Origin of the sequence: Paracoccus actinidiae (assembly GCF_030863885.1) — a bacterium.
In the GTDB taxonomy this organism is placed as follows: Bacteria; Pseudomonadota; Alphaproteobacteria; order Rhodobacterales; family Rhodobacteraceae; genus Paracoccus; species Paracoccus everestensis.
Window position 1 is genome coordinate 2,774,760 of the sequence record NZ_CP132956.1, and the last position, 21,861, is coordinate 2,796,620.

General features: G+C 66.4%; 21 protein-coding genes and 1 tRNA gene. 5 read left to right on the plus strand and 17 right to left on the minus strand.

Going from position 1 to position 21,861, the window contains the following annotated elements; translation table 11 throughout:
- Positions 1–5: 5 nt before the first annotated feature.
- Positions 6–455: a F0F1 ATP synthase subunit epsilon gene (locus Q5701_RS13815; RefSeq protein WP_306751557.1), complete on the plus strand. Its 450-nt coding sequence runs from the start codon at positions 6–8 to the stop codon at positions 453–455.
- Positions 456–507: 52 nt separating this feature from the next.
- Here Q5701_RS13815 and Q5701_RS13820 read toward each other — a convergent pair whose 3' ends face one another.
- Entirely contained in the window at positions 508–1,482 is a 975-nt protein-coding gene (locus Q5701_RS13820) for a GlxA family transcriptional regulator (protein ID WP_306751558.1), read from the minus strand.
- Positions 1,483–1,629: 147 nt separating this feature from the next.
- Between Q5701_RS13820 and Q5701_RS13825 the strand changes: the two genes are divergently transcribed.
- On the plus strand, positions 1,630–3,036 hold the full coding sequence (locus Q5701_RS13825) for a class II 3-deoxy-7-phosphoheptulonate synthase (protein ID WP_234853394.1): 1,407 nt from the start codon (positions 1,630–1,632) through the stop codon (positions 3,034–3,036).
- An 18-nt stretch (positions 3,037–3,054) separates the two neighbouring features.
- Here Q5701_RS13825 and Q5701_RS13830 read toward each other — a convergent pair whose 3' ends face one another.
- The 10 genes from Q5701_RS13830 to Q5701_RS13875 form a co-directional block, all read right to left on the minus strand.
- Positions 3,055–5,673, minus strand: a complete 2,619-nt coding sequence (locus tag Q5701_RS13830; protein ID WP_306751559.1) for a nitrate reductase — start codon at positions 5,671–5,673, stop codon at positions 3,055–3,057.
- Between the two features lie 9 nt (positions 5,674–5,682).
- Positions 5,683–6,018: a nitrite reductase small subunit NirD gene (nirD, locus tag Q5701_RS13835; RefSeq protein WP_306751560.1), complete on the minus strand. Its 336-nt coding sequence runs from the start codon at positions 6,016–6,018 to the stop codon at positions 5,683–5,685.
- Positions 6,015–8,444 carry a nitrite reductase large subunit NirB gene (nirB, locus tag Q5701_RS13840; RefSeq protein WP_306751561.1) on the minus strand — a complete coding sequence of 810 codons (2,430 nt, stop codon included), beginning with the start codon at positions 8,442–8,444 and terminating at the stop codon, positions 6,015–6,017. The genes nirD and nirB overlap by 4 nt, the downstream gene beginning before the upstream one ends.
- A gap of 11 nt (positions 8,445–8,455) precedes the next feature.
- Positions 8,456–9,661, minus strand: a complete 1,206-nt coding sequence (locus Q5701_RS13845; protein ID WP_306751562.1) for an MFS transporter — start codon at positions 9,659–9,661, stop codon at positions 8,456–8,458.
- A gap of 347 nt (positions 9,662–10,008) precedes the next feature.
- Positions 10,009–10,084: transfer RNA gene (locus Q5701_RS13850), tRNA-Ala, on the minus strand.
- A gap of 34 nt (positions 10,085–10,118) precedes the next feature.
- Positions 10,119–11,474, minus strand: a complete 1,356-nt coding sequence (locus tag Q5701_RS13855) for a cytochrome P450 (RefSeq protein ID WP_306751563.1) — start codon at positions 11,472–11,474, stop codon at positions 10,119–10,121.
- A complete protein-coding gene (locus tag Q5701_RS13860; RefSeq protein ID WP_306751564.1) occupies positions 11,471–12,664 on the minus strand; it encodes a hypothetical protein in 1,194 nt (397 codons plus the stop codon). The genes Q5701_RS13855 and Q5701_RS13860 overlap by 4 nt, the downstream gene beginning before the upstream one ends.
- A gap of 57 nt (positions 12,665–12,721) precedes the next feature.
- Positions 12,722–13,405, minus strand: coding sequence for a M48 family metallopeptidase (locus Q5701_RS13865; protein ID WP_306751565.1), 684 nt, complete (start codon positions 13,403–13,405; stop codon positions 12,722–12,724).
- A gap of 39 nt (positions 13,406–13,444) precedes the next feature.
- Positions 13,445–14,626, minus strand: coding sequence for a vWA domain-containing protein (locus tag Q5701_RS13870; RefSeq protein WP_306751566.1), 1,182 nt, complete (start codon positions 14,624–14,626; stop codon positions 13,445–13,447).
- The gene (locus Q5701_RS13875; protein ID WP_306751567.1) at positions 14,626–14,790 is read right to left on the minus strand and encodes a hypothetical protein; all 165 of its coding nucleotides are present in this window, start codon (positions 14,788–14,790) and stop codon (positions 14,626–14,628) included. Before Q5701_RS13875 ends, Q5701_RS13870 begins: the two co-directional genes overlap by 1 nt.
- Before the next feature lie 100 nt (positions 14,791–14,890).
- Between Q5701_RS13875 and Q5701_RS13880 the strand changes: the two genes are divergently transcribed.
- Entirely contained in the window at positions 14,891–15,073 is a 183-nt protein-coding gene (locus tag Q5701_RS13880; RefSeq protein WP_306751568.1) for a hypothetical protein, read from the plus strand.
- A 13-nt stretch (positions 15,074–15,086) separates the two neighbouring features.
- On the opposite strand, the gene Q5701_RS13885 is transcribed toward Q5701_RS13880, so the two are convergent.
- From Q5701_RS13885 to Q5701_RS13905, 5 genes are all read right to left on the minus strand, one after another.
- Positions 15,087–16,400, minus strand: coding sequence for a GH1 family beta-glucosidase (locus Q5701_RS13885; protein WP_306751569.1), 1,314 nt, complete (start codon positions 16,398–16,400; stop codon positions 15,087–15,089).
- A gap of 12 nt (positions 16,401–16,412) precedes the next feature.
- Entirely contained in the window at positions 16,413–17,237 is an 825-nt protein-coding gene (locus Q5701_RS13890) for a metal ABC transporter permease (protein WP_306751571.1), read from the minus strand.
- Positions 17,234–18,085: a metal ABC transporter permease gene (locus Q5701_RS13895; protein ID WP_306751573.1), complete on the minus strand. Its 852-nt coding sequence runs from the start codon at positions 18,083–18,085 to the stop codon at positions 17,234–17,236. The genes Q5701_RS13890 and Q5701_RS13895 overlap by 4 nt, the downstream gene beginning before the upstream one ends.
- A 70-nt stretch (positions 18,086–18,155) precedes the next feature.
- Positions 18,156–19,001: a manganese/iron ABC transporter ATP-binding protein gene (locus Q5701_RS13900; protein WP_306751574.1), complete on the minus strand. Its 846-nt coding sequence runs from the start codon at positions 18,999–19,001 to the stop codon at positions 18,156–18,158.
- A complete protein-coding gene (locus tag Q5701_RS13905) occupies positions 18,994–19,869 on the minus strand; it encodes a metal ABC transporter substrate-binding protein (RefSeq protein WP_306751575.1) in 876 nt (291 codons plus the stop codon). Before Q5701_RS13905 ends, Q5701_RS13900 begins: the two co-directional genes overlap by 8 nt.
- A 113-nt stretch (positions 19,870–19,982) precedes the next feature.
- Between Q5701_RS13905 and Q5701_RS13910 the strand changes: the two genes are divergently transcribed.
- Together Q5701_RS13910 and Q5701_RS13915 are read left to right on the plus strand one after the other, a co-directional pair.
- Complete coding sequence (locus tag Q5701_RS13910; RefSeq protein WP_234853367.1) at positions 19,983–20,402, plus strand: Fur family transcriptional regulator; 420 nt, start codon at positions 19,983–19,985, stop codon at positions 20,400–20,402.
- Positions 20,403–20,409: 7 nt separating this feature from the next.
- Positions 20,410–20,766, plus strand: coding sequence for a YigZ family protein (locus tag Q5701_RS13915; RefSeq protein WP_306755416.1), 357 nt, complete (start codon positions 20,410–20,412; stop codon positions 20,764–20,766).
- On the opposite strand, the gene Q5701_RS13920 is transcribed toward Q5701_RS13915, so the two are convergent.
- On the minus strand, positions 20,763–21,782 hold the full coding sequence (locus Q5701_RS13920; protein WP_306751577.1) for an LLM class flavin-dependent oxidoreductase: 1,020 nt from the start codon (positions 21,780–21,782) through the stop codon (positions 20,763–20,765). The two genes, Q5701_RS13915 and Q5701_RS13920, sit on opposite strands and share 4 nt — an antisense overlap.
- Positions 21,783–21,861: the final 79 nt, after the last annotated feature.

The window sequence follows — 21,861 nt, forward strand, 5'->3', positions numbered from 1 at the left end:
GCATCATGGCCGATACCATGCAGTTCGACCTCGTGTCGCCGGAACGGAGCCTCGTCTCCATTCCCGTGCGCGAGGTGCGCCTGCCGGGCACGGATGGCGATCTGACCGCCATGCCCGGCCATGCGCCGACCATTGTCACGCTGCGGCCCGGCCTTGTCACCGTGGTCGGGGCCGACGGTGCGCAGGCCGACTTCGCCGTAACCGGCGGCTTTGTGGAAATCAGCGCCGACTCGGTTAGTCTGCTGGCCGAACGCGGCCATCGCCGCGAGGAGATCACGCAAGAGATCTTCAACGAGATGATGGCAGATGCACATCGCAATCGTCGTTCGGTGGAAGCAAAGCGGGATACGGCGGGCGACGATGTCGTAACCGCAGCCGCCAAGCTGTTGGCAGATATGGAGGCACTCGGCACCCATATCGGCCTGGACCCGAATCATTCGAACTTCCCGGACTGATCGTTCCGGCTTTCGAAAGGACCCCGGTGCGGTAGTCCCGCGCCGGGTTTTTTTATGTCTGCGCCGCCACCCCGGTCCCGCGTTCCCGGTAAGGGGTGCCGCCGTAAAGCGCCCGGTAGCATTTGGAAAAATGCGACGGGCTGGAAAAGCCGGATGCCAGGGCGACCTCGATGATCGACATCTCGGTCTGCATCAGCAGGTTGCGGGCGCGGGCCAGCCGGGTTTCCATGTAATACCGCTTGGGGCTGCGGTTCAGGTAACGGCGGAACAGCCGTTCCAGTTGCCGCGTGGACATTCCCGCATCGGCGGCCAGCTGGGCCGGGCTGATCGGGTCTTCCAGGTTGCCTTCCATCCGCGCGATCACCGCGGCCAGCCGGGGGTGGCGCACGCCGATCCGCGTGGGGATCGACAGCCGCTGGCGATCCTGGTTGGTGCGGATCGTGGTGTGCAGCATCTGGTCGGCCACCTCGGTCGCCAGGGCCTCGCCCTGCGCTTCGGCGATAAGGTGCAGCATCATGTCTATGGACGACGTGCCCCCCGCCGCCGTCAGCCGATTGCCGTCGTTGACAAAGACCGACCTGTACAGATCGACCTGGGGGAAAGCCTCGGCAAAGCCGTCGTGGTTTTCCCAATGAATCGTGGCCTTTCGCCCGTCCAGCAGCCCTGCCTCGGCCAGCACCCAGGCGCCGGTGCAGACCGCGCCCACCGTCGCCCCGCCGCGCGCCTGCTTGCGCAGCCATGTCAGCACGGGCCTTGTCGCCTCGCGCGCGATCTCGGTGCCGCCGCAGGCGATCACCACGTCGTCGCGTTCGGGCAAGGTGTCGTCCAGGCCGCCGTCCAGGGCGACGCGGGCGCCGTTCGAGCACGTGGCCCAGTCCCGGCCTGGCCCGACCAGGCGCCAGGAGTACAAATCCCGGCCTGCCGCGCGGTTGGCAAGCCGCAGCGGCTCGATGGCGGCGGTAAAGGGAAGCATGGTGAACCGGTCCAGCAGAAGGAACGTGAACCGGCGGGGCTTGTCGGATGGCATGGAGGCAGTCTTTGCGCGCGTGATGGGGCCACATCATCAGGGATTTCCCGCTGCCGCAAGGGGATCCGGCACCTTCCCTCCACCACCTTTCCCTCGGCATCATTCCCGTCTATATCGTCCCGATCATTTCCCCAAGGAGTCCGTGCCATGACGCAGGAGAACCGCAAGACCGCCACCCAAGCCTGGGACAAGGCCGGCTGGCGCGCCTATCCCCGCGTGCAGATGCCGGATTATACCGATCCCGACGCCTTGCAGGCGGCCGAGGCGCAGCTGCGCCGCTACCCCCCCCTGGTCTTCGCGGGCGAGGTGCGGCGCCTGAAAGCTCAGCTTGCCCAGGCCGCCCAGGGCCGGGCCTTCCTGTTGCAGGGGGGCGACTGCGCCGAAAGTTTCGCCGAATTCAGCGCCGACAACATCCGCGATACCTTCAAGGTGCTGTTGCAGATGGCGGTGGTGCTGACCTGGGGCGCGCAGATGCCGGTTCTGAAGGTCGGCCGGATGGCTGGCCAGTTCGCCAAGCCGCGCAGCGCGCCCACCGAGGTGATGGACGGGGTCGAGCTGCCCTCCTATCGCGGCGACATCATCAACGGCTTCGACTTCACACCCGAAGCGCGCATTCCCGATCCGCAGCGGATGCTGGCGGCCTATACCCAGGCGGCGGCGTCCCTGAACCTGCTGCGCGCGTTCTCGACCGGCGGTTTCGCGGATATGCATCGGGTCCAAAGCTGGATCGCCGATTTCGTGGGCGGACCCGAGGCCGCGAAATACCGCGACATCGCGGGCCGGATCAGCGACGCCATGGCCTTCATGCAGGCCGCAGGGGTCAGTTCCGACACGGCGCATCAACTGTCCCAGGTCGATTTCTATACCAGCCACGAAGCCCTGCTGCTGGAATACGAGGAAGCGCTTGCCCGCGTGGACTCGACCACCGGCCTGCCGGTAGCGGGTTCGGGCCACATGATCTGGATCGGCGACCGCACCCGCCAGGTCGATGGCGCCCATGTGGAATTCTGCCGGGGCGTCCAGAACCCCATCGGGCTGAAATGCGGCCCGACCACCACGGCGGATGACCTGAAGGTCTTGATGGCCAAGTTGAACCCGGAAAATGAACCGGGCCGGCTGACGCTGATCGCGCGCTTTGGCGCGGGCAAGGTCGGCGATCACCTGCCGCGCCTGGTGCAAACCGTCCAGTCCGAGGGCGCGAATGTGGTCTGGTCCTGCGACCCGATGCACGGAAACGTCATCAAGTCCTCGACCGGCTACAAGACGCGGGCCTTCGATTCGATCCTGCGCGAGGTGCGCGAGTTCTTCGCGATCCACAAGGCCGAGGGTACCATCCCCGGCGGCGTGCATTTCGAGATGACCGGCAAGGACGTGACCGAATGCACCGGCGGCGTCCGCGCCGTCACGGACGAGGATCTGTCGGACCGCTATCACACCGCCTGCGATCCGCGGCTGAACGCCAGCCAATCGCTGGAACTGGCCTTCCTGGTGGCCGAGGAATTGCGCAACCGGCGCGAGGCCGCCGTTCGGGCCCCGGACGCCCTGGCCGTCTGACCTTTCCGCAGCCGCCCCTTACCGGGCGGCTGCTTTCGTTTGAGCCGCCGCCAGCAAGGTCCGCAGTTCCGGGCGGCAGGATCCGCAATTCGTGCCCGCGCCAAGCGCTTGGCCGATCGCCTCGACCGTCATCAGCTTCTGCGAGGCGATGCCGCGCAGGATGGTGTTGATCCCCAAGCCCAGGCAGGCGCATACCAGGGCGCCTTCGTCCGGCTGGCCGGTTCCCGCCCGCCCGGCCAGGACCGCACCCGTGCAATCCGTCCCCAGGGCGGCGGCGACATGGCTGCGCGACAAGGCGGCCGGTTCACGGGCCACGAACAGCGCAGACTGAAGCCTGCCGTCTTCGACAAAACCCATGCGCAGGATGCCATGGCGTTGGTCGCTGACGGTCAGCGGTTCGCCCCTTGCGCCCAGCATCGCACGGGCCGCAGCGGCCCAGTCCGGGGGTTCCGCCAAGCCCGCAAGCTCGGCCTGCTGCCCCGTGGGCAATGCGGCGCGCGCCCAGTATGCGCAATCGGGCCGGATGGTTCTGGTCGAGACGGCAAAGCCATACCAGGCCGCCGCAAAGGGCCGGATCGCCACGGCAGCCGACTTCAGCGCAGGCTGACCCGAGATGGGATCGGTCAGCCCCGGCACCAGGGTATCGATGCGCCCGCTGGGGGCTGTTTCCCCTGTCCAATGGATCGGCGCGAAGGGATGACCGGGTGCCACGCGATCCGTGACCAGCACGCGCAGGATGGCGTGGCCATGGGGGCTGGATACCTCGGCCAATGCGGCCGGGACCAGGCCCAACCGGGCGGCGTCGGCGGGGTGCAGTTCCAGGAAGGGCTCGGCCAAATGGCGCGACAAGCGCGGCGACAGGGCGGTACGGGTCATCGTGTGCCAATGGTCGCGCACCCGCCCGGTGTTCAGGCGGAAAGGATACGCCCCGCCGACGGACTGCGGCAGGCAGGGCGTCACCGGAACCATCCGCGCCTTGCCCGATGGGGTATGAAACCGCCCGTCCCCGAAGAACCGCCCGCCCTGGCGCAAGGCCGATTGCGGCCATAGGAACGGCTGCATCGCGTCGTATTTCGCGGGCGTGATCCCGCCAAGGGCTGAGATGTCGAAGTCGCTGCCAAGCCCGCCCGCGATCCCCGACAGGGCGGCGTGTTCGGCAAAGACCTGCGCCGGGCTGTCCCAGGCAAAGGCATCCCCCCAGCCCATACGGGCCGAAACATCGGCGATGATGCGCCAGTCGTCGCGGGCCTGGCCAGCGGCGGGAAGAACGCGCCGCTGGCGGCTGATGCGGCGTTCGGAATTGGTGACGGTTCCGTCCTTTTCACCCCATCCCGTCGCGGGCAGCAGCACATGGGCCAGCCGGGTCGTGTCGGTCCGGGCGGTCATGTCGGACACGACGACGAAATCGCAGCGCGCGATGGCGCGGGCCACGCGGTCAGCCTCGGGCATGATGGCGGCGGGGTTGGTGCAGATGATCCACAGCGCCTTGATCCGCCCATCCTCGACCGCGCGGAACATATCCACGGCCCTGAGGCCCGGCTTGGCGGCCATGCGGGGGGCGTTCCAGAAGGCCTGCACGGCATCCCGGTGCGCAGGGTTTTCAATGTCCAGATGACAGGCCAGCATATTGGCCAGTCCCCCCACCTCTCTGCCGCCCATGGCATTGGGCTGGCCGGTGACGCTGAACGGTCCCATGCCGGGGCGTCCGATCCGGCCGGTCGCCAGATGGCAGTTCAGGATCGCGTTAACCTTGTCCGTGCCGCTGTCTGACTGGTTGATGCCCTGGGAGTAAATGGTGACGACCCGTTCGCTGCCGCACCACAGGTCCATGAACTGCCGCAGCGTGCTGTGGGGCAGGGCGGTGGCGGCAGGCAGGGTGGCTTGTGCCGCCGCAATCGCATCCGCCAGGCCATCGGGGTTTTCCGTTGCAAGCCCGCGCCGGTGGATCTCGGCCAGCAGCAGGTTGAACAGCACCCCATCCGATCCCGCCGCCAGTGGCAGGTGCAGATCCGCGATGTCGCAGGTGGCGGTGCGGCGGGGGTCCACGACAACCACCTTGGTCCCCCGCGCCTGTCGCGCGGCGGCCAGGCGCTGATACAGGACCGGATGGCACCAGGCCAAGTTCGATCCCACCAGGACCACGCAATCGGCCTGTTCCAGATCCTCGTATAGACCCGGCACGGTGTCGCTTCCGAAGGCACGGCGATGGCCCGCAACGGATGACGCCATGCACAACCGCGAATTCGTGTCGATATTGGCGCTGCCGATGAAACCCTTCATCAGCTTGTTGGCGACATAGTAATCCTCGGTCAGCAACTGGCCCGAGACATACATCGCCACCGAATCCGGCCCGTGTTCCGCAATGGTGTCCGAGAACCGTCGTGCCACCAGATCAAGCGCGTGATCCCAGCTTGCCTCTCGCCCGCCGATCCGGGGGGCGAGCAGTCGTCCCGCAAGTCCCACCGTTTCACCCAGAGCGCTGCCCTTGACGCAGAGCCGTCCGAAATTCGCGGGGTGGCGGGGATCGCCCGCGACCGCCAATCCGCCCGCGCCGTCCGGGGTTGCCAGAACCCCGCAGCCGACGCCGCAATAGGGGCAGGTCGTGCGGGTGGCGGGGCGGGGGGGATGGATGGTCATGGATGTTCCCTATGCGGCGGCGCTGCGGCGGATCAGGCTGGCGTCGATAAGGATGCGTCCCCCCTGCACCTTGACGGGATAGGTGCGCACCATCCCCTGGTCCGCGCCTTGCGCCTGCCCGGTGTTCATGTCGAAAACCCAGTTGTGCAGCGGGCAGGTGACAGAGGTGCCGTGGACGATGCCTTCGGACAGCGGCCCGCCCTTGTGGGGGCAACGGTCCTCCAGGGCGAAGACCCGGTCGTCGGCTGTGCGGAACACGGCCACGCAGCCCTGCGCGGCCTTGACCAGGCGCGCGCCCTGCGCAGGGATGTCGTCCAGCGATCCGATATCGACAAAGATGGTCATTCCGCAGCCTCCAGCGTCAGGTCGGCAAGGGGCGCCCATTTGGGCGTCTCGGACGGGGTGGAGAGATCGGCCCAGGGGTCGCGGCGATAAACGGACTGGCTGATCTGGAACCGTTCGACCAGGGCGCGGCGGTTTTCCAGATCGTCCACGACCTGCGCGCGGATCCAGTCAAGGCCTACCTTGCCCATCCATTTCCAGATGCGATCCAGATAGCGGGCGTTTTCCCGGTAAAGCTGGGTCACGGCCAGGATGATCTGGATCGTTTCCTCCTCGGACGGGGTCGAGGCCAGGGGCACGGTCTCGCGCACCTCCATTCCCGCGGCCCCGCCGATGGAAATGTTATAGCCGCTGTCCACGCAGACCACGCCGATGTCCTTGCAGGTGGCCTCGGCGCAATTCCTGGGACAGCCGCTAACGCCCAGCTTCAGCTTGTGGGGCGTCCAGGATCCCCACATCAGCTTTTCCAGCCTGATGCCCAGGCCGGTCGAATCCTGCGTGCCCACGCGGCAGAATTCCTTGCCGACGCAGGTCTTGACCGTGCGCAGCCCCTTGGAATAGGCATGGCCGCTGACAAGGCCCGCCGCATTCAGGTCGGCCCACATATGCGGCAGATCTTCCTTGCGCACGCCCAGCAGGTCGATCCGCTGCCCGCCCGTCACCTTGACCATCGGCACGTCGTATTTCTCGGCCGCGTCGGCGATGGCGCGCAGCTCCGCCGGGGTGGTCACGCCGCCCCACATCCGGGGAACGACCGAGTAGGTGCCGTCCTTCTGGATATTGGCGTGGTTTCTTTCATTGACAAAACGCGACTGCCGGTCGTCGCGGTATTCCAGCGGCCATTCCGCCAGCAGATAGTAGTTCAGTGCCGGGCGGCAGGAATGACAGCCCCCGACAGACCGCCACCCCAGGTCCTGCATCACCGCTGGGATCGACTTCAGCCCCATGGACCGGATCAGGCGGCGCACATCCTCGTGCGTGTGGTCGGTGCATTTGCACATCCCTTCGGGGGCGTCCTGAACGGCGCCGCCCAAGGCCAGGGCCATCACCTGCTGCACAAGGCCGGTGCAGGTGCCGCACGAGGCGCTTGCCTTGGTGCAGGACCGCATCGCATCCAGCGTGCAGGCCCCGCCTGCCGCCGCATCCATGATCGCGCCCTTGGAAACGCCGTTGCAGCCGCAGATTTCCGCCTCAGGCGGCAAGGCTGCAACGGCCGCCATAGGGTCCGGGGCGGCACCCCCCTGGAAAGCCGGGCCGAAGATCAGCGTGTCGCGCATCGGACCGATGTCGGTGCCGTCCTTCATCAGCCCATAGAACCAGGCGCCATCCGCGGTGTCGCCATACATCACCACGCCGATGATGCGGTCGTTTTCCAGCACCAGGCGCTTGTAGATGCCGCGCCCCGGATCGCGGAACACGATATCCTCGCGCCCCGGCCCGTCGGCAAAATCGCCTGCGCTGAACAGGTCGCAGCCCGTCACCTTCAGCTTGGTCGCCGTCTGGACCGGGACGAAGGCCGCATCCTGGTCCAGCAGGGTCCGGGCCAGAACCTTGGCCTGGTCGTAAAGCGGCGCGACAAGGCCAAAGACCTGGCCGCGATGTTCCACGCATTCGCCAAGCGCAAAGATCGCCGGGTCGCTGGTGCGCAGCGCGTCGTCCACCACAATGCCGCGCTCGACCTCCAGATGCGCGTCCACCGCAATGCGGGTTTCGGGGCGGATGCCCACGGCCATGCAGACCAGATCGGCGGGATAGACGGTGCCGTCCTCCAGCAGCACGGCCTCGGCACGGTCGGTGCCAAGAATGGCCTTGGTCGCGCCCTTGCAATGAACGGCGATGCCGCGCTTTTCCAGATCCTTCTGCAACAGATACCCCGCCGCCGGATCAAGCTGGCGTTCCATCAGGTGCCCCATCAGGTGGATCACGGTCACGCGGGCGCCGCGCGCGGCCATGCCGGCCGCGGCCTCCAGCCCCAGCAAGCCGCCGCCGATGACCACGGCGTCCTTGCCCGCCGTGTCCATCATCGCCTGCGTGTCCTCCAGGTCGCGATACGCCACGACGCCGGGCAGATCCTTGCCCGGCACCGGGATGATGAAGGGCGCCGAGCCCGTGGCGATCACCAGGGCGTCATAGGGCGCCCCGCCGCTGTTCGAATAAACCACCCGGTTCTTGCGGTCGATGCGGACCACCGGTTCTCCGAACCGGCAATCGACGCCGTGGGCAGCATACCAGGCGTCGTCATGGGTGACGATCTGGTCATAGGTCTTTTCACCCGACAGTACCGGCGACAGCATGAGCCGGTTATAGTTGCCGCGCGGCTCGGCGTTGAACAGGGTTACGTCCCAGGCGCCGGGCGCGGCGTCGAACAGGTGTTCCAGCATCCGGCCCGAGGCCATGCCCGCCCCGATGACGACAAGTTTCTTTTTCATGGCTTTTCCCTTCAGGCGGGTTGCGGGGCGGTGCGGGACTGGCGGATCGACAGGTGCATCCACAGGGTGCAGCCCGCCACCAGCACGAACAGGACGGCAAAGCAGCTTGACCAGGATCCGGTCTGATCCTTCAGCCAGCCGAACAGCAGCGGCAGGACGAACCCGCCCAGGCCGCCGATCATCCCGACCAACCCACCGACGGCGCCCACGTTCTGCGGGTAATAGGTCGGGATGTGCTTGTAGACGGCGGCCTTGCCCAGGCTCATGAAGAAGCCCAGCGTGAAGATCACCGCCAGGAACCCCGCCACCGGCAGGCCGGGGATCAGCGCCAGGATGCCTGTCGCCGCCAGTGACACCAGGAAGGTCGCATACATCACGCTGCGCGCGCCGATCCGGTCGGACAGCACCCCGCCATAGGCGCGAAAGATCGAGGCGGGGATCGAATAGGCCGCGCCGATCATCCCGGCGGTTTTCACGTCAAAGCCGTAAACGCCGATCAGGTAATGAGGCAGCCACAGTGCCAGGGCGACAAACGCTCCGAAGCTGAAGAAGTAATAGGCCGAGAAACGCCAGACCCGCAGGTTCTGCAGCGGCGCGAATTCCGTCCGCAGGCTGCGCAGGGGCGCGCGGGCGCCGCGCCGGGCGGCGGTGACGGGATCGTCCTTGGACAGCGCCCAGAAGGCAAGGGCGGTCAGCGCCAGCACCCCCGCCCAGATCTGCGCCGTGGCCTGCCAGCCGAATGCGATCATCACGAAGGGCGCCGCGAATTTCGTGACCGCCGCGCCGACATTGCCGACGCCGAAGATGCCAAGCGCGGTGCCCTGCCGCGCCCCCTCGAAGAAGCGCGACACATAGGCCACGCCCACGGCGAAGCTGCCGCCCGCGATGCCCACGCCCAATGCCGCCAGCAGCATCTGCGGATAGGTGGTGGCCCAGGACAGCAGGAACGTGGCGGCGGCGGTGGCCAGCATGGTCAGCGTATAGACCAGCCGCCCGCCCATCCGGTCGGTGGCGACACCCAGCACGATGCGGACCAGCGACCCGGTCAGGATGGGCATCCCGACCAGCAGGCCGAACTGCGTATCGGACAGGGAAAGCTGGTCGCGGATCTGGATGCCGATGATGGAAAAGATCGTCCAGACGGCGAAGCAGACGGTAAAGGCTGCGGTGGACAGGGTCAGGGCACGGCCTGAGTCGGGATGTGGGAATGCGGACATGGATGCTCCGAGGGCGGCTTGGGGTGGCAAGTGGCTGTCGGAAAGCGCAGGGGCGCGGACCCGCAGGACCGGGACGGAACCGTCACGCTTTCAGGATTGCCGCATCGTTGCGAGCGGACCATTGGCGCGCCATTGCGCCGGGCCATAAGCGCAGACTGGCTGAATCGCGCGGCACTACCAAGGGCGCATTGATCGCAGCAGTGCGCTCCGGCCCCGTTCACGCAACAAGCGCAAACGGTTTGTGCGCGCTGCCTGCCGATTAGTCAGTTTGGCGACAGGCAAGATGGACAAGTCGTGAAACGGCAGCCAAGCAGGGGCTGCATCGGATTATTTGCGGGTGGTGAAATTGGTGGAGCCGAGGGGAATCGAACCCCTGACCTCGTCATTGCGAACGACGCGCTCTACCAACTGAGCTACGACCCCACTGGCGTTCTTTTTCCCGTGTCGGCCCGGAATGTCAAGCCGATGAATCGCGGTCCGCGCGCGGGGTCAGGTGGATGTGGATGCCGTCTTGGCCACGGACGGTCAGGCGGGCAACGGGGACGGGGGCCAGCGGCCCGGGGCGCAGGGTAAAGGCCTGGGCCACGCGGGCCAGCATCGCCACGCCCTCGATCATCGCAAGGCCAGCGCCGGGGCAGACGCGTTCGCCCGCGGAAAAGGGGATAAAGGCGTCGCGGGCGCTGCTGCGCGTTTCAGGACAGGACCAGCGGCCCGGATCAAAGGCATCGGGGTTGTCCCACAGGCGTTGATGGCGGTGCAGGTGCCAGGGCGACAGGATCAACTGCGCCCCGCGCGGGACGGGCCGGCCGCGCAGGGTTTCCGGCCGGGCGGCTTCGCGTACCATCATCGGGACCGGTGGGTAAAGGCGCAGGGCCTCTCGGAACACGGCGCGGGTGGTGCGCAGGGCATTGACGCCCGCCATGTCGGGGGTCAGGGACGCGGCCTCGGCGGCGACGCGGTCCTGCCATTCGGGATGGGCGGCCAGCAGCCACAGTGCCCAGGCCAAGGTCGATGCGCTTGTCTCGTGGCCCGCCAGAAAGAAGATCGCCACCTGGTCCACCATCTGGGGTTCGGAAAAGCAGTGGCCCGTCTGGGGGTCCGGCGTGGTCATGATCCGCGTGGCCAGATCGTCGGGGGCATTGCCCAGGCGGATCGCAGCCATGCGGTCGGCGACCAGACCGGCGATCAGGCCGCGGATCTGGGCGGCTGTTCGGCGGGTGCGGCGGGAATGGGGATGCGGCAGCCAGGCGGGCCAAGGCAGCAGGGCAGCCCAGTTGACGACGGGCTGGGCCTCCTGGTGGGTGCGAAAGGCCGCAAAAACCTGCGCCGCCGTTTCATGTTCGATGGGCATGGAGAACAGCGCCCGAAAGATGACATCGGCGGCGGCAAAGCTGGTCTCGGGTTCGATATCCTGAAGGCCCGGGCGCAGGCGCGCGACCAGGGCGTCGGCAGCACCGAGGATCGCGGGCAGGGTCTGGTGCAGCCTGCCGCCCTCGAACGCGGGGTCGATGATGCGGCGCTGTGCCGCCCATTCGGGACCGTTGGTGACGAACACGGAAGCGCCCAGCAGCGGCGCAAGGCCCGCGCGCAGGCGGTTCGATTTCGGAAAATCGCCGGGCCGGTCCTTCAGGATCAGGCGGATCAGGGCAGGGTCGTTGCAAACAAAGCTGTGGATCAGCGGGCTGCGGAATTCGGCCATCCAGGCGCGATACAGACGTTCGGGCAGGGCCGACAGCAGGTCCTGGCGGAACGCCCGGGCAAAGCGCCACAGGCTGCCCCGGCCTTCGGTCGTGTGGGGGCGCGGCGGGATCATGGCAGACCCGGTCCCACGGGCGTGGCAATCCGTCCGGGCGAATGCTTGCGGTCCTTGAAGCGGTCAGCCAGCGGCTGCGGCCCGGCGGTGATGGCAAAGTAATCGTAATCGCCAGGACGGTCGAAAGCGCACAGGTATTGCAGATGCAGCCGGAACCACCGCCCCCGCAGTTCCCGATGCTGGGCAGGCGACAGCGTCCGGCTGAAGGCCGCCGACAAGACCAGAGGCCACCGCTGGCACCGTCCGGCGACGCCGGTGACCGCCACCGAATCGCACAGGGCAAAGCTGCACGGATCGCCCGGTGCGGTCACGTCCAGCCAGAACAGCTCCCGCCGTTCCGGAAGGAAGGCGAGGTCGGCCCGCAATCGCTGCGCGCGCGGCAGAAAGGACGCCATGGGAATGACATGACCCAGGGTCATCAGCGACAGCGCCGGGCCCCCGGGCGCAACGCCCCGGCGGCGGATCAGGTCGGCCAGGATCGACACCGCCAGATAGGCGCCGGATGAATGGCCGACCACCAGGACCTCGTCCCAATCCTGACTCATGGCATCGGATAGGCGGTCGGTGAACAAGGCCAGCCGGTCTTCCAATGCGGGCGGATAGGCACCGTGCAGGTTGGCCGTGAAGGCGTAATCCTGCATCAGGTAATATGCGAACAGGCGGTGATCCTGGGATCGCGCAAAGGCCAGGACGGCCCAGCCCGCCAGCAGGCCGGGCAAAACCGCAAGCCAGCCGATCCCCGAAAGGGCAGCAATGCCCCAACCCGTCAGCCCTCCTGCCAGCATCGCACAGGCCAGTTGACCCATCAGCATCGCCAGCGGATAAAGCGCCGCCAGCACCGGTCCCCGCCGCAGGCGCATCATCCGCAGCAAGGCCCCCGACCAAAGATAGAGCCAGGCCACCCGCAGCATCTGCCCATAGGTGGCCATGATCCCGCCGCGCATCGAGGCCTGGACCAGATCGGCCCAGACCAGAACCTCGATCCGTGCCTGGGCCTCGCCCGTGGGAAAGCGGGCGCGGGTGGTCCAGCCAAAGCCGGCCGCGCCGTCCAGACGTTCCATCGCCAGGTCATAGCCGCTGATCATCGCTTGCTTGTGCGACTCGCGACGATACAACTCTCGGTAGCGACGCGGGGGCATGGGATCAAAGCCTGGAACATACAGAACCAGGCGGCGGAAGGGGCGGGTCATCGTTTATTCCGTTGGGGCAGCCCCAGCATAGGCGCCCCGTCCGATCCCGCAAGGGGGTCAGCCCCCCTGCCAGCGGCCTTGCAGCGCCTCGATCGCGGCGATGCGGCGGGCGGTGGGGGGGTGGGACAACAGCCAGGCGGGGGCCGCGCCGCCGCGACTGCCCGTCAAGCGTTCCAGCTTGCGGAAGAGGGAAATCTGCGGTTCGGTCCCCAGGCCCGCGCGGATCATCAGGGCGCTTGCGAAACGGTCGGCCTCGAATTCGTCGTCGCGCGACAGGCGGGCGGCGACGGCGGTGGCGATCAGTCCGGCGATCCATGCGCCCAGGCCGGGAATGATGCGCCCCAGCACCCCGGCAAGCGCCATGCGGATCGCGTTCTGGCCCGCAAAGTCGATCATCCTCCGCCGGGCATGGCCGTGGGCGACATGGCCCAGTTCATGGGCAATGACGCTGGCCAGTTCCTCGGGCGTGACCTCTCCCGCATCCAGCTTGCGGATGAAGCCGCGTGTCAGGAAGATGCGCCCGTCGGGGGCGGCAAGGCCGTTGACAGGGTCCACCTCATAGACATGGGCGCGCACGGGCGGCAGGTCCATCGCCCGGCCAAGCCGTTCCAGCATGGGCGTTAGGCGGGGGTGGTTCAGCGGCGTCGATTTCTGGTTCAGTTCCTGCCGCAGCCGCCACAGGGAAAAGAACCACATGGCGGCCAGATACAGAACCAGCAGGATGATCGGCAGGTACTTCATGGGACCAATATGGCCCCGCCCGGCCGCTCGCGCCAGAGGTCAGCCGAGGATCCGCATGGCCTGCGTCAACCCGTCCAGCGTCATGGGCATCATCCGGTTTTCGAAGATTTTTCCGATCATGGAGATGGATTGGGTATATCCCCAATGCGCCTGCGGGACCGGGTTCAGCCAGATGTGATCGGGCCAGGTCTCGGCCGCGCGGCGCAGCCAGACCTCGCCCGGCTCGGGGTTCCAGTGTTCATTGGCCCCGCCGGGAACGGCGATCTCGTATGGCGACATGGACGCATCGCCCACGAAGATGCATTTGTAGTCGCGCCCGAAGCGGTGCAGCACATCCCAGGTCGGCGTCTGTTCGGTCCAGCGGCGGCGGTTGTCGGTCCACAGGCCTTCGTAAAGGCAGTTGTGGAAATAGAAATGCTCCATGTGCTTGAACTCGGCCCGCGCGGCCGAGAACAGCTCGTCCACGACGCGGATATGGTCGTCCATCGACCCGCCCACGTCCAGAAACAGCAGCACCTTGACGGCATTCCGCCGTTCAGGCCGGGTCTGCACGTCGATATAGCCGTGATCGGCGGTGGCGCGGATGGTGGCGGGCAGGTCCAGTTCGTCCGCCGCGCCGTGGCGTGCCCATTGCCGCAGGCGTTTCAGCGCGACCTTGATGTTGCGGGTGCCCAGTTCGACATTGTCGTCGAAGTCGCGGAACTCGCGCTTGTCCCAGACCTTGACGGCGCGGCGGTGGCGGGATTCGTCCTGGCCGATCCGCACGCCTTCGGGGTTGTAGCCATAGGCACCGAAGGGCGAGGTTCCCGCGGTGCCGATCCACTTGGACCCGCCCTGGTGGCGCCCCTGCTGTTCGGCCAGCCTTTCGCGCAGCTTGCGCATCAGATCCTCGAAGCTGCCGCCGCCTTGGATTTCCGCCTTTTCAGCGTCCCTCAGAAGCTTTTCGGCCAGCTTTTCCAGCCAATCGCGGGGAATCGACTGTTCGGTCACAAGCGCCTCGACCGGGATCGCCTCCAGGCCCGAAAAGGCTTCGGCAAAGGCGCGGTCGAAGCGGTCGATGTGGCGTTCGTCCTTGACCAGCACCAGCCGGGCAAGGTGATAGAAGCCGTCCACGGACCAGTCCGTGACGCCAGCCTGCATCCCGCCCATCAGGTCCAGCCATTCCCGCAGCGAGACCGGCACCCCTTGCCGACGCAGGCTGTCGAGGAACGGGATGAACATCACATCATCCGATCCAGGATGACGGTGGCAAACAGGCCCAGCACTGCCAGCGCCATGGCAAAGCCCGCCGCATATTGCGCGCGGTCGCGCCGGGTGCCGCCCAGTTGCCCGGCACGGCGCCAGCCCAGGGTTGCACCGATAATGGCGGCGGCGATGACGATCATGACGGTTCTTTCCGGTGCGGCTTTCTTCCTCAGATAGCCGCTGGGCCGGGGGGGTGCAACCAAGGCCATGGAACAGGCGCCCCCCTGCGGGGTTGAACGGATGACGGAAACGCAGGAGGACGCCATGACCGACAAGGAAAACCCCGACGCCGTTCCGCCCGGCACCCCCGGCGCGGGCGAGAACATCTGCCGCAAATGCGAAGGCAGCGGCCGGGCCGAGGGCAAGGAATGCCCCGAATGCGGCGGCACGGGCAAGGTGACGACGGGGATCGGCGGGGGCTGATCCGCTTTTCGCATCACCCTTTCAGCATGGTGCGGAACGCCTGCCAGCTTGCCTTGGGGGTGCGGGCCATCGTGTTGTAATCGACATGGACCAACCCGAAGCGGGGGCCGTAACCCCAGCCCCATTCAAAGTTGTCGAGCAACGACCAGTAAAAGAAGCCGCGCAGGTTCACGCACTGGTCCATGGCGGTACGCGCGGCGCGCAGGTGATCGCCGATAAAGGCCACGCGACGCGGATCGCTGGTGATGTCCGCGTCTGCCGCCTCGGCCATGCCGTTTTCCGTGACCATGACCGGCAGGTTGCCCACATGGTCGCGGGACAGGCGGACCAGGAACTCGGTCAGGCCTTCGGGCCGCATCTCCCATCCCATCTGCGTCTTGGGCAGCGGCCCGTCCACCCCTTTGCCTTGCGGCCACAGCCCGTCGCCCGCCGCATAAAGCTTGCGGGTGTAATAATTCACGCCAAGCCAGTCGATCGGCTGGGCGATCCTGTCCATGTCATTGTGCCAGCCCTGGGGCAGGTGCGGTTCCAATCCGTCAAGCGCGGCTTGCGGATAGCCTTGGCCCATGACCGCTCGGATGAACCATTGGTTATAGATGGCATCCTGGACCGTTGCTGCGCGGATCGCGCCGGGGCTGTCGTCGGCGGGATGGGCGGTTTCGAAATTCAGCACGATACCCAGGTTTTCCGCGCCGCCTGCGCGCAAGGCATGCATGGCTGTTCCATGGGCCAGCAGCACATGGTGCATGGCGCGGGCCGCGGCGCGGATGTCGCGCAGGCCGGGGGCGTGCTGGCCCAGGAAATGCGACAGCCAGGTGATGCACCAGGGTTCGTTCAGCGTGGCGGTGCTGGCCAGGCGGTTGCCCAGCCGCGCGTGAACCGCGGCGCAGTAATCGGCAAAGCGTCCGGCGATGTCCCGGTTCTGCCAGCCGCCCATGTCCGACAGCGCGGCGGGCAGATCCCAGTGATAGCAGGTCAGGTGCGGGGCCAGCCCGCGTTCCATCATCCCATCGATCAGCCGGTCATATAAATCCATGGCTTGCGGATTGATCGTCACCCCGTCGGGCATGACCCGCGCCCAAGAGGTCGAAAAGCGATAGGCTGAAAAGCCCGCATCCCGGATCAGATCCAGATCCTCGGGCCAGCGATGGTAATGATCGCAGGCGAGGGTGCCGTTGCTGCCGTCCGCGATATTGCCCGGGGTGGCGGCAAAGCTGTCCCAATGCGACGGCCCCGCGCCGCCATGGGCCGACCCCTCGATCTGATAGGCCGAGGTGGCGACGCCGAAGACGAAATCCGCAGGAAAGGCCGAACGGTCGGGCAGCATGGTTTTTCCCCCTTAAGCGGCATCCCGGTGGGGGGTCATCTGCCGCCAAAGAAAGACCAGCGTGAACAATCCCGTCATCACGACGACAATGGTCGGCGCGGGCGCGCTGTCCAGCCAAAAGCTGATCCAGATGCCGGCAAGGCTTGATCCTGCCCCGATGACCACGGACAGCGCCAGCATCGCCTGCAACCGTCGGGTCAGCAGGAACGCGATGGCCCCCGGCGCGATCAGCAGCGCGACGGACAGGATGATTCCCACCGCCGACAGCATCGCCACCACCACGGCGGAAATCATTGCCAGCATACCGTAATGCAGCCAGGTCACGGGCAGGCCCGCCACCCGTGCCTGCACGGGGTCAAAGACCAGCAGCGCGAAATCCCGCCATTTCAGGATCAGCACCAGTCCCACCACCGCCGAGATCGATCCCGCCGAAAGAAAGTCGTCCCGCCCGATACCCAGGATGTTCCCGAACAGGATATGGTCCAGATGCACGTCGGTCGGGAACTGCGTATGGATCACGATCCCCAGGCCGAACAGGCCCGACATGACGACGCCAAGCGCAGTGTCGGGCTTGACCCGGCTGTTGGCATCCAGCCATCCCGCCGACAGGGCGCAGATCATCCCGGCGATGAAGGCGCCAATCAGCAGCGGGATCCCGGCCAGATAGGCCAGGACGATCCCGGGCAGTACCGCATGGCTGATCCCGTCGCCCATCAAGGCCCAGCCTCTCAGCACCAGAAAGCAGCTGAGCAGGGCCGCGGGAATGGCGATAATGACGGCGATCAGCGCGGCCTCGACCATGAAGGGAAAGGCGAGGGGGGCGGTCAGCCAGGTCATGGGCGCGCCTGCCGGATGCGGCGGCGGCTGGCAAGGATGCCGTGTGTGGGCGCAAGGACAAAGGCCGCCAGGAAGATCAGCGTCTGCAGGACCACGATGATGCCGCCTGTCGCGCCGTCCAGGAAAAAGCTGAGATAGGCGCCGCTGGCCGAGGTCAGCGTGCCGATGGCCACCGACAGCGCGATCAACCGGGGAAAGCGGTCTGTCAGCAGATAGGCCGTGGCGCCGGGCGTCACCACCATGGCAATGACCAGGAAGGCGCCCACGGTCTGCATGGCCGCGACGGTGGACCCGGCCAGTAGGGTGAAGAACAGGACTTTCAGCCGTCCCGGATGCAGGCCGATGGTGCGCGCGTGGCTTTCGTCAAAGAACACGACCATCAGGTCGCGCCATTTTGCCAGCAGGACCACCAGCGACACGCCCCCGATGATCGCCAGTTGAACCGTGTCGCCCGGCGAGATCGCCAGGATATTGCCCATGGTGATCGCCTGCAGGTCGACAGAAACCGGATTGAGCGAGATCATGAACAGCCCGATCCCGAAGAAGCCGGTGAAGATCAGGCCGATGATCGCGTCTTCCTTCAATCCCGTGCGGCTGTTCAGGAACAGCATGGTCAGCGCCGCCAGCCCGCCCGACAGGAATGCGCCAAGCGCGAAAGGCAGGCCCAGCATATAGGCGCCAGCCACGCCCGGGACGATGGAATGGGAAAGGGCATCGCCGATCAGGCTCCATCCTTTCAGCATCAGATAGGCGGACAGGAAGGCGCAAACCCCACCAACCAGGGCGGACACCCAGATGGCGTTCGTCATGTAGCCATAGGTGAAAGGGATCAGCAGGGTTTCCAGCATCAGGCGCAGCAAGCGGGGGTTTCACACCCCCGCGCCCCCGTGGGATATTTCGGCCAAGGCAAAGCGGCTGTCATTGGTCCTTCCTGCGGGGGCGCTGGTCGTAAAAGACCAGGGGACGCTCGTCGTCGGTGAACACGTCCACGCTGCGCTGGTCCGCGTCGTCGTGCAGCGCCGTGCCGCCCAGGACGAAATGGCGCAGGACGCCGCCAAAGGCGAGGCGCAGGTTTTCGGGGGTAAAGGTCGTCTCCGTCGGGCCGCTTGCCAGGACAGTGCCTTTGACCATCACCACCCGGTCGCAGTATTCGGGAACCGATCCGAGGTCATGGGTGGACACCAGCATCACCCGGCCTTCGTCGCGCATCGCCATGAGCAGGGCAATGATCGCCTGTTCCGTCTGCACATCGACGCCGGTGAAGGGTTCGTCCAGCAGGATCACCTTTGCTTCCTGCGCGATGGCGCGGGCCAGGAAGACGCGTTTCTTCTGGCCCCCCGACAACTCGCCGATCTGGCGGCGGCGGAAGTCGGCGATGTTCACGCGGGCCAGGGCTGCATCCACCGCTTGCCGGTCAATGGGGCGGGGGCGGCGGAAAAAGCCCATATGGCCGTATCGGCCCATCATCACCACGTCTTCCACCAGGACGGGAAAGGTCCAGTCCACTTCCTCGGCCTGGGGGACATAGGCGACGAGGTTTCTGGAAAGTGCGTCCTCGACCGTGCCGCCGCCGATGCGGACCTGGCCCGAGGCATGGGGCAAAAGGCCCATCAGCGCCTTGAACAGCGTCGATTTGCCCGCCCCGTTGACGCCCACAAGCGCGGTAACGGACCCCAGGGGAACGGTGAAACTGGCATCCCGCAAGGCGGTGACGCCGTTGCGATAGGCAACGGTCAGGTTCTGGACCTCGATCCCGTCAGTCATTCCGCAGGCCGTTCACGATGGTTTCCGATGTGACACGCAGCAGGTCGAGGTAGGTGGGGACAGGGCCGTCAATCTCGGACAGGCTGTCCACATAGAGAACGCCGCCATAGGTCGCACCGGTTTCCGAGGCCACGCGGCGGGCCGGGCGGTCGGATACGGTGGATTCCGAAAACACCACGCCCACATCGTTGTCGCGCATCACGTCGATCACATGGCGCACCTGCTGCGGCGTTCCCTGCGCATCGGCATTGATCGGCCAAAGATACAGTTCGCGCAGCCCGAAATCGCGGGCCAGATAGGAAAACGCGCCTTCGGACGTGACCAGCCAGCGGCGGTCTTCGGGCAGGGCGCGGGCGGCGTCGCGCAAGGGGGCGATGGTCGCGGTGATCTGCGCCTTGTAGGCATCCGCATTGGCCTGGTAGGCCGTCGCGTTGTCCGGATCGGCGCCAGCCATCGCCGCCGCGATATTGTCCACATAGATCAGCGCGGATTCCAGCGACATCCAGGCATGGGGGTTTGGCTTGCCGTCGTAATCGCCGCCGGTGATCGACATGGGCTGGACCCCGTCGCTGACAACGGCCACGGGAGTGTCGCCAAGCTGGTCGATGAATTGCTGGAACCAGGATTCAAGGTTCAGCCCGTTCACCAGGATCAGGTCCGCATCCGTGGAGCGGATCAGGTCGCCGGAGGTGGGCTGGTAGTTGTGAATTTCGGCCCCCGGCTTGGTGATGGATTCCACGTCGGCCGCATCGCCCGCGACGTTGCGGGCCATGTCGGCGATGATGGTAAAGGTGGTCGCAACCTTCAGCCTGTCGGCATGGGCGGGCAGGGCGATCAGCGCCAAGGCCAAAGCAAGGGGCAGTTTCATCGGCGGATATTCCAACGGCTTCTGTCCATGGGACGGTTATGTGCGAGCGATTCGCAACTGTCAATAGTTGAGAATTAGTTGCAACTGAACGCCGGATGCGGCATGACGGTTTCATGGAAAATCGTGCATCCCAGCTGGAACAGGCCTTGCGCAGGGCGGGCGTGCGGGTCACCCGTCAGCGCGCCGCGTTGTTGCGCGTGATTGCGGGCAGCGAGGATCATCCCGATGCCGCCGAACTGCACCGCCGGGCCGAGGCTGCCGGGGCGGGGGTGTCGCTGGCGACCGTGTACCGCACGCTGACCACGCTGCAGACGCAAGGCGTGATCGAGAAGCTGGAATTCCAGGGCGAGCCCGCCCGGTGGGAGGCTGCCGACCAGCGGCACCACGATCACATGATTGACGTGGACACGGGCGAGGTGGTCGAGTTCATCAACGACCGGATCGAACGTTTGCAGGCAGAGATCGCGGCCGAGATGGGATACGAGATCGTCCATCACCGGCTGGAGCTTTATGTGCGGCGGCGGGGTGGCTGACCCCCCGATGCAGGTCTTCGACAAGATCATCGCCGACCGGGGATCGCGCTATGCCGTGTCGGGCGGACCTGCCGCCAGCCAAGCCGAGGCCGCGGCGCTGCTGGCCGAACTGAAGCGAAGCAAGCGGTTCGCCAAGGCGACCCACAACAGCTGGGCCGCGATCCTGAGCGGCGAGGCCGTCAAGGACGACGACGGAGAGGCAGGCGCGGGGGCGCTGATCCTGCAGATGCTGGACCGCGCGGGGCTGCAAGACCATGTGGTGATCGTGACCCGGTGGTATGGCGGCAAGCCGCTGGGCGGCGACCGCTTCCGCCATGTGGCGGATGCGGTCAGGCTTTACCTGCGCGAAACGGGCCAGGGTTAGCGCCAGCCAAGGGCCGGGGCGACATGGCGCAGGATGCTGTCGATGACATGGACGTTGTAATCCACGCCCAGCATATTCGGGACCGTCAGCAGCAGGGTATCGGCCTCGGCCACAGCCTCGTCCTCGCGCAGCTGCTCGATCAGCCGGTCGGGTTCGTCGGCATAGCTGCGTCCGAACACCGCGCGATAGTTGTCGATATTGCCGATCTGGTCGCTGTCCTTGCCGCCGCGCCCGAAATACCGCCGGTCCATGTCGTTCACCAGGGCGAAGATCGACCGGCTGACCGACACGCGCGGGGCGTGAGCATGGCCCGCAGCCGCCCAGGCCTTGCGATAGGCGCGGATCTGGCGGGCCTGCTGGACATGGAACGGTTCGCCCGATTCATCGACCTTGAGGGTCGAGCTTTGCAGGTTCATGCCGATCTGCGCCGCCCATTCGGCGGTCGCATCCGAGGCCGAGCCCCACCAGATGCGATTGCGCAGGCCGGCCGAATGGGGTTCCAGCCGCAGCAGGCCCGGCGGGTTCGGGAACATCGGGCGCGGGTTGGGGCGGGCAAAGCCCTGGCCTTCCAGCTGTTGAAGGAACACCTCGGTATGGCGGCGGGCCATGTCCTGGTCGCTCTCGCCCTCGGCGGGCTGATATCCGAAATATCGCCAGCCATCGACGACCTGTTCAGGGCTGCCCCGGCTGATGCCCAGTTGCAGGCGCCCCCCGGAAATCAGATCCGCCGCGCCTGCATCCTCGACCATGTACAGCGGGTTTTCATAGCGCATGTCGATCACGCCGGTGCCGATCTCGATCGTCTTGGTGCGGGCGCCGACGGCGGCCAGCAGCGGAAAGGGCGAGGCAAGCTGGCGGGCGAAGTGATGCACGCGGAAATAGGCGCCGTCCGCGCCCAGTTCCTCGGCGGCCACCGCCAGGTCGATGGATTGCAGCAGCACGTCCTGGGCCGTGCGGACCTGCGATCCCTTTTCGGGCGACCAGTGGCCGAAGGACAGAAAGCCGATCTTCTTCATGATATCCCTTTGGTGCGCGTCATGCGCGTCAAAGGGGGATGTGGGACCGAAGCGATGGTCCGGCAAGGTTCACGGGCGC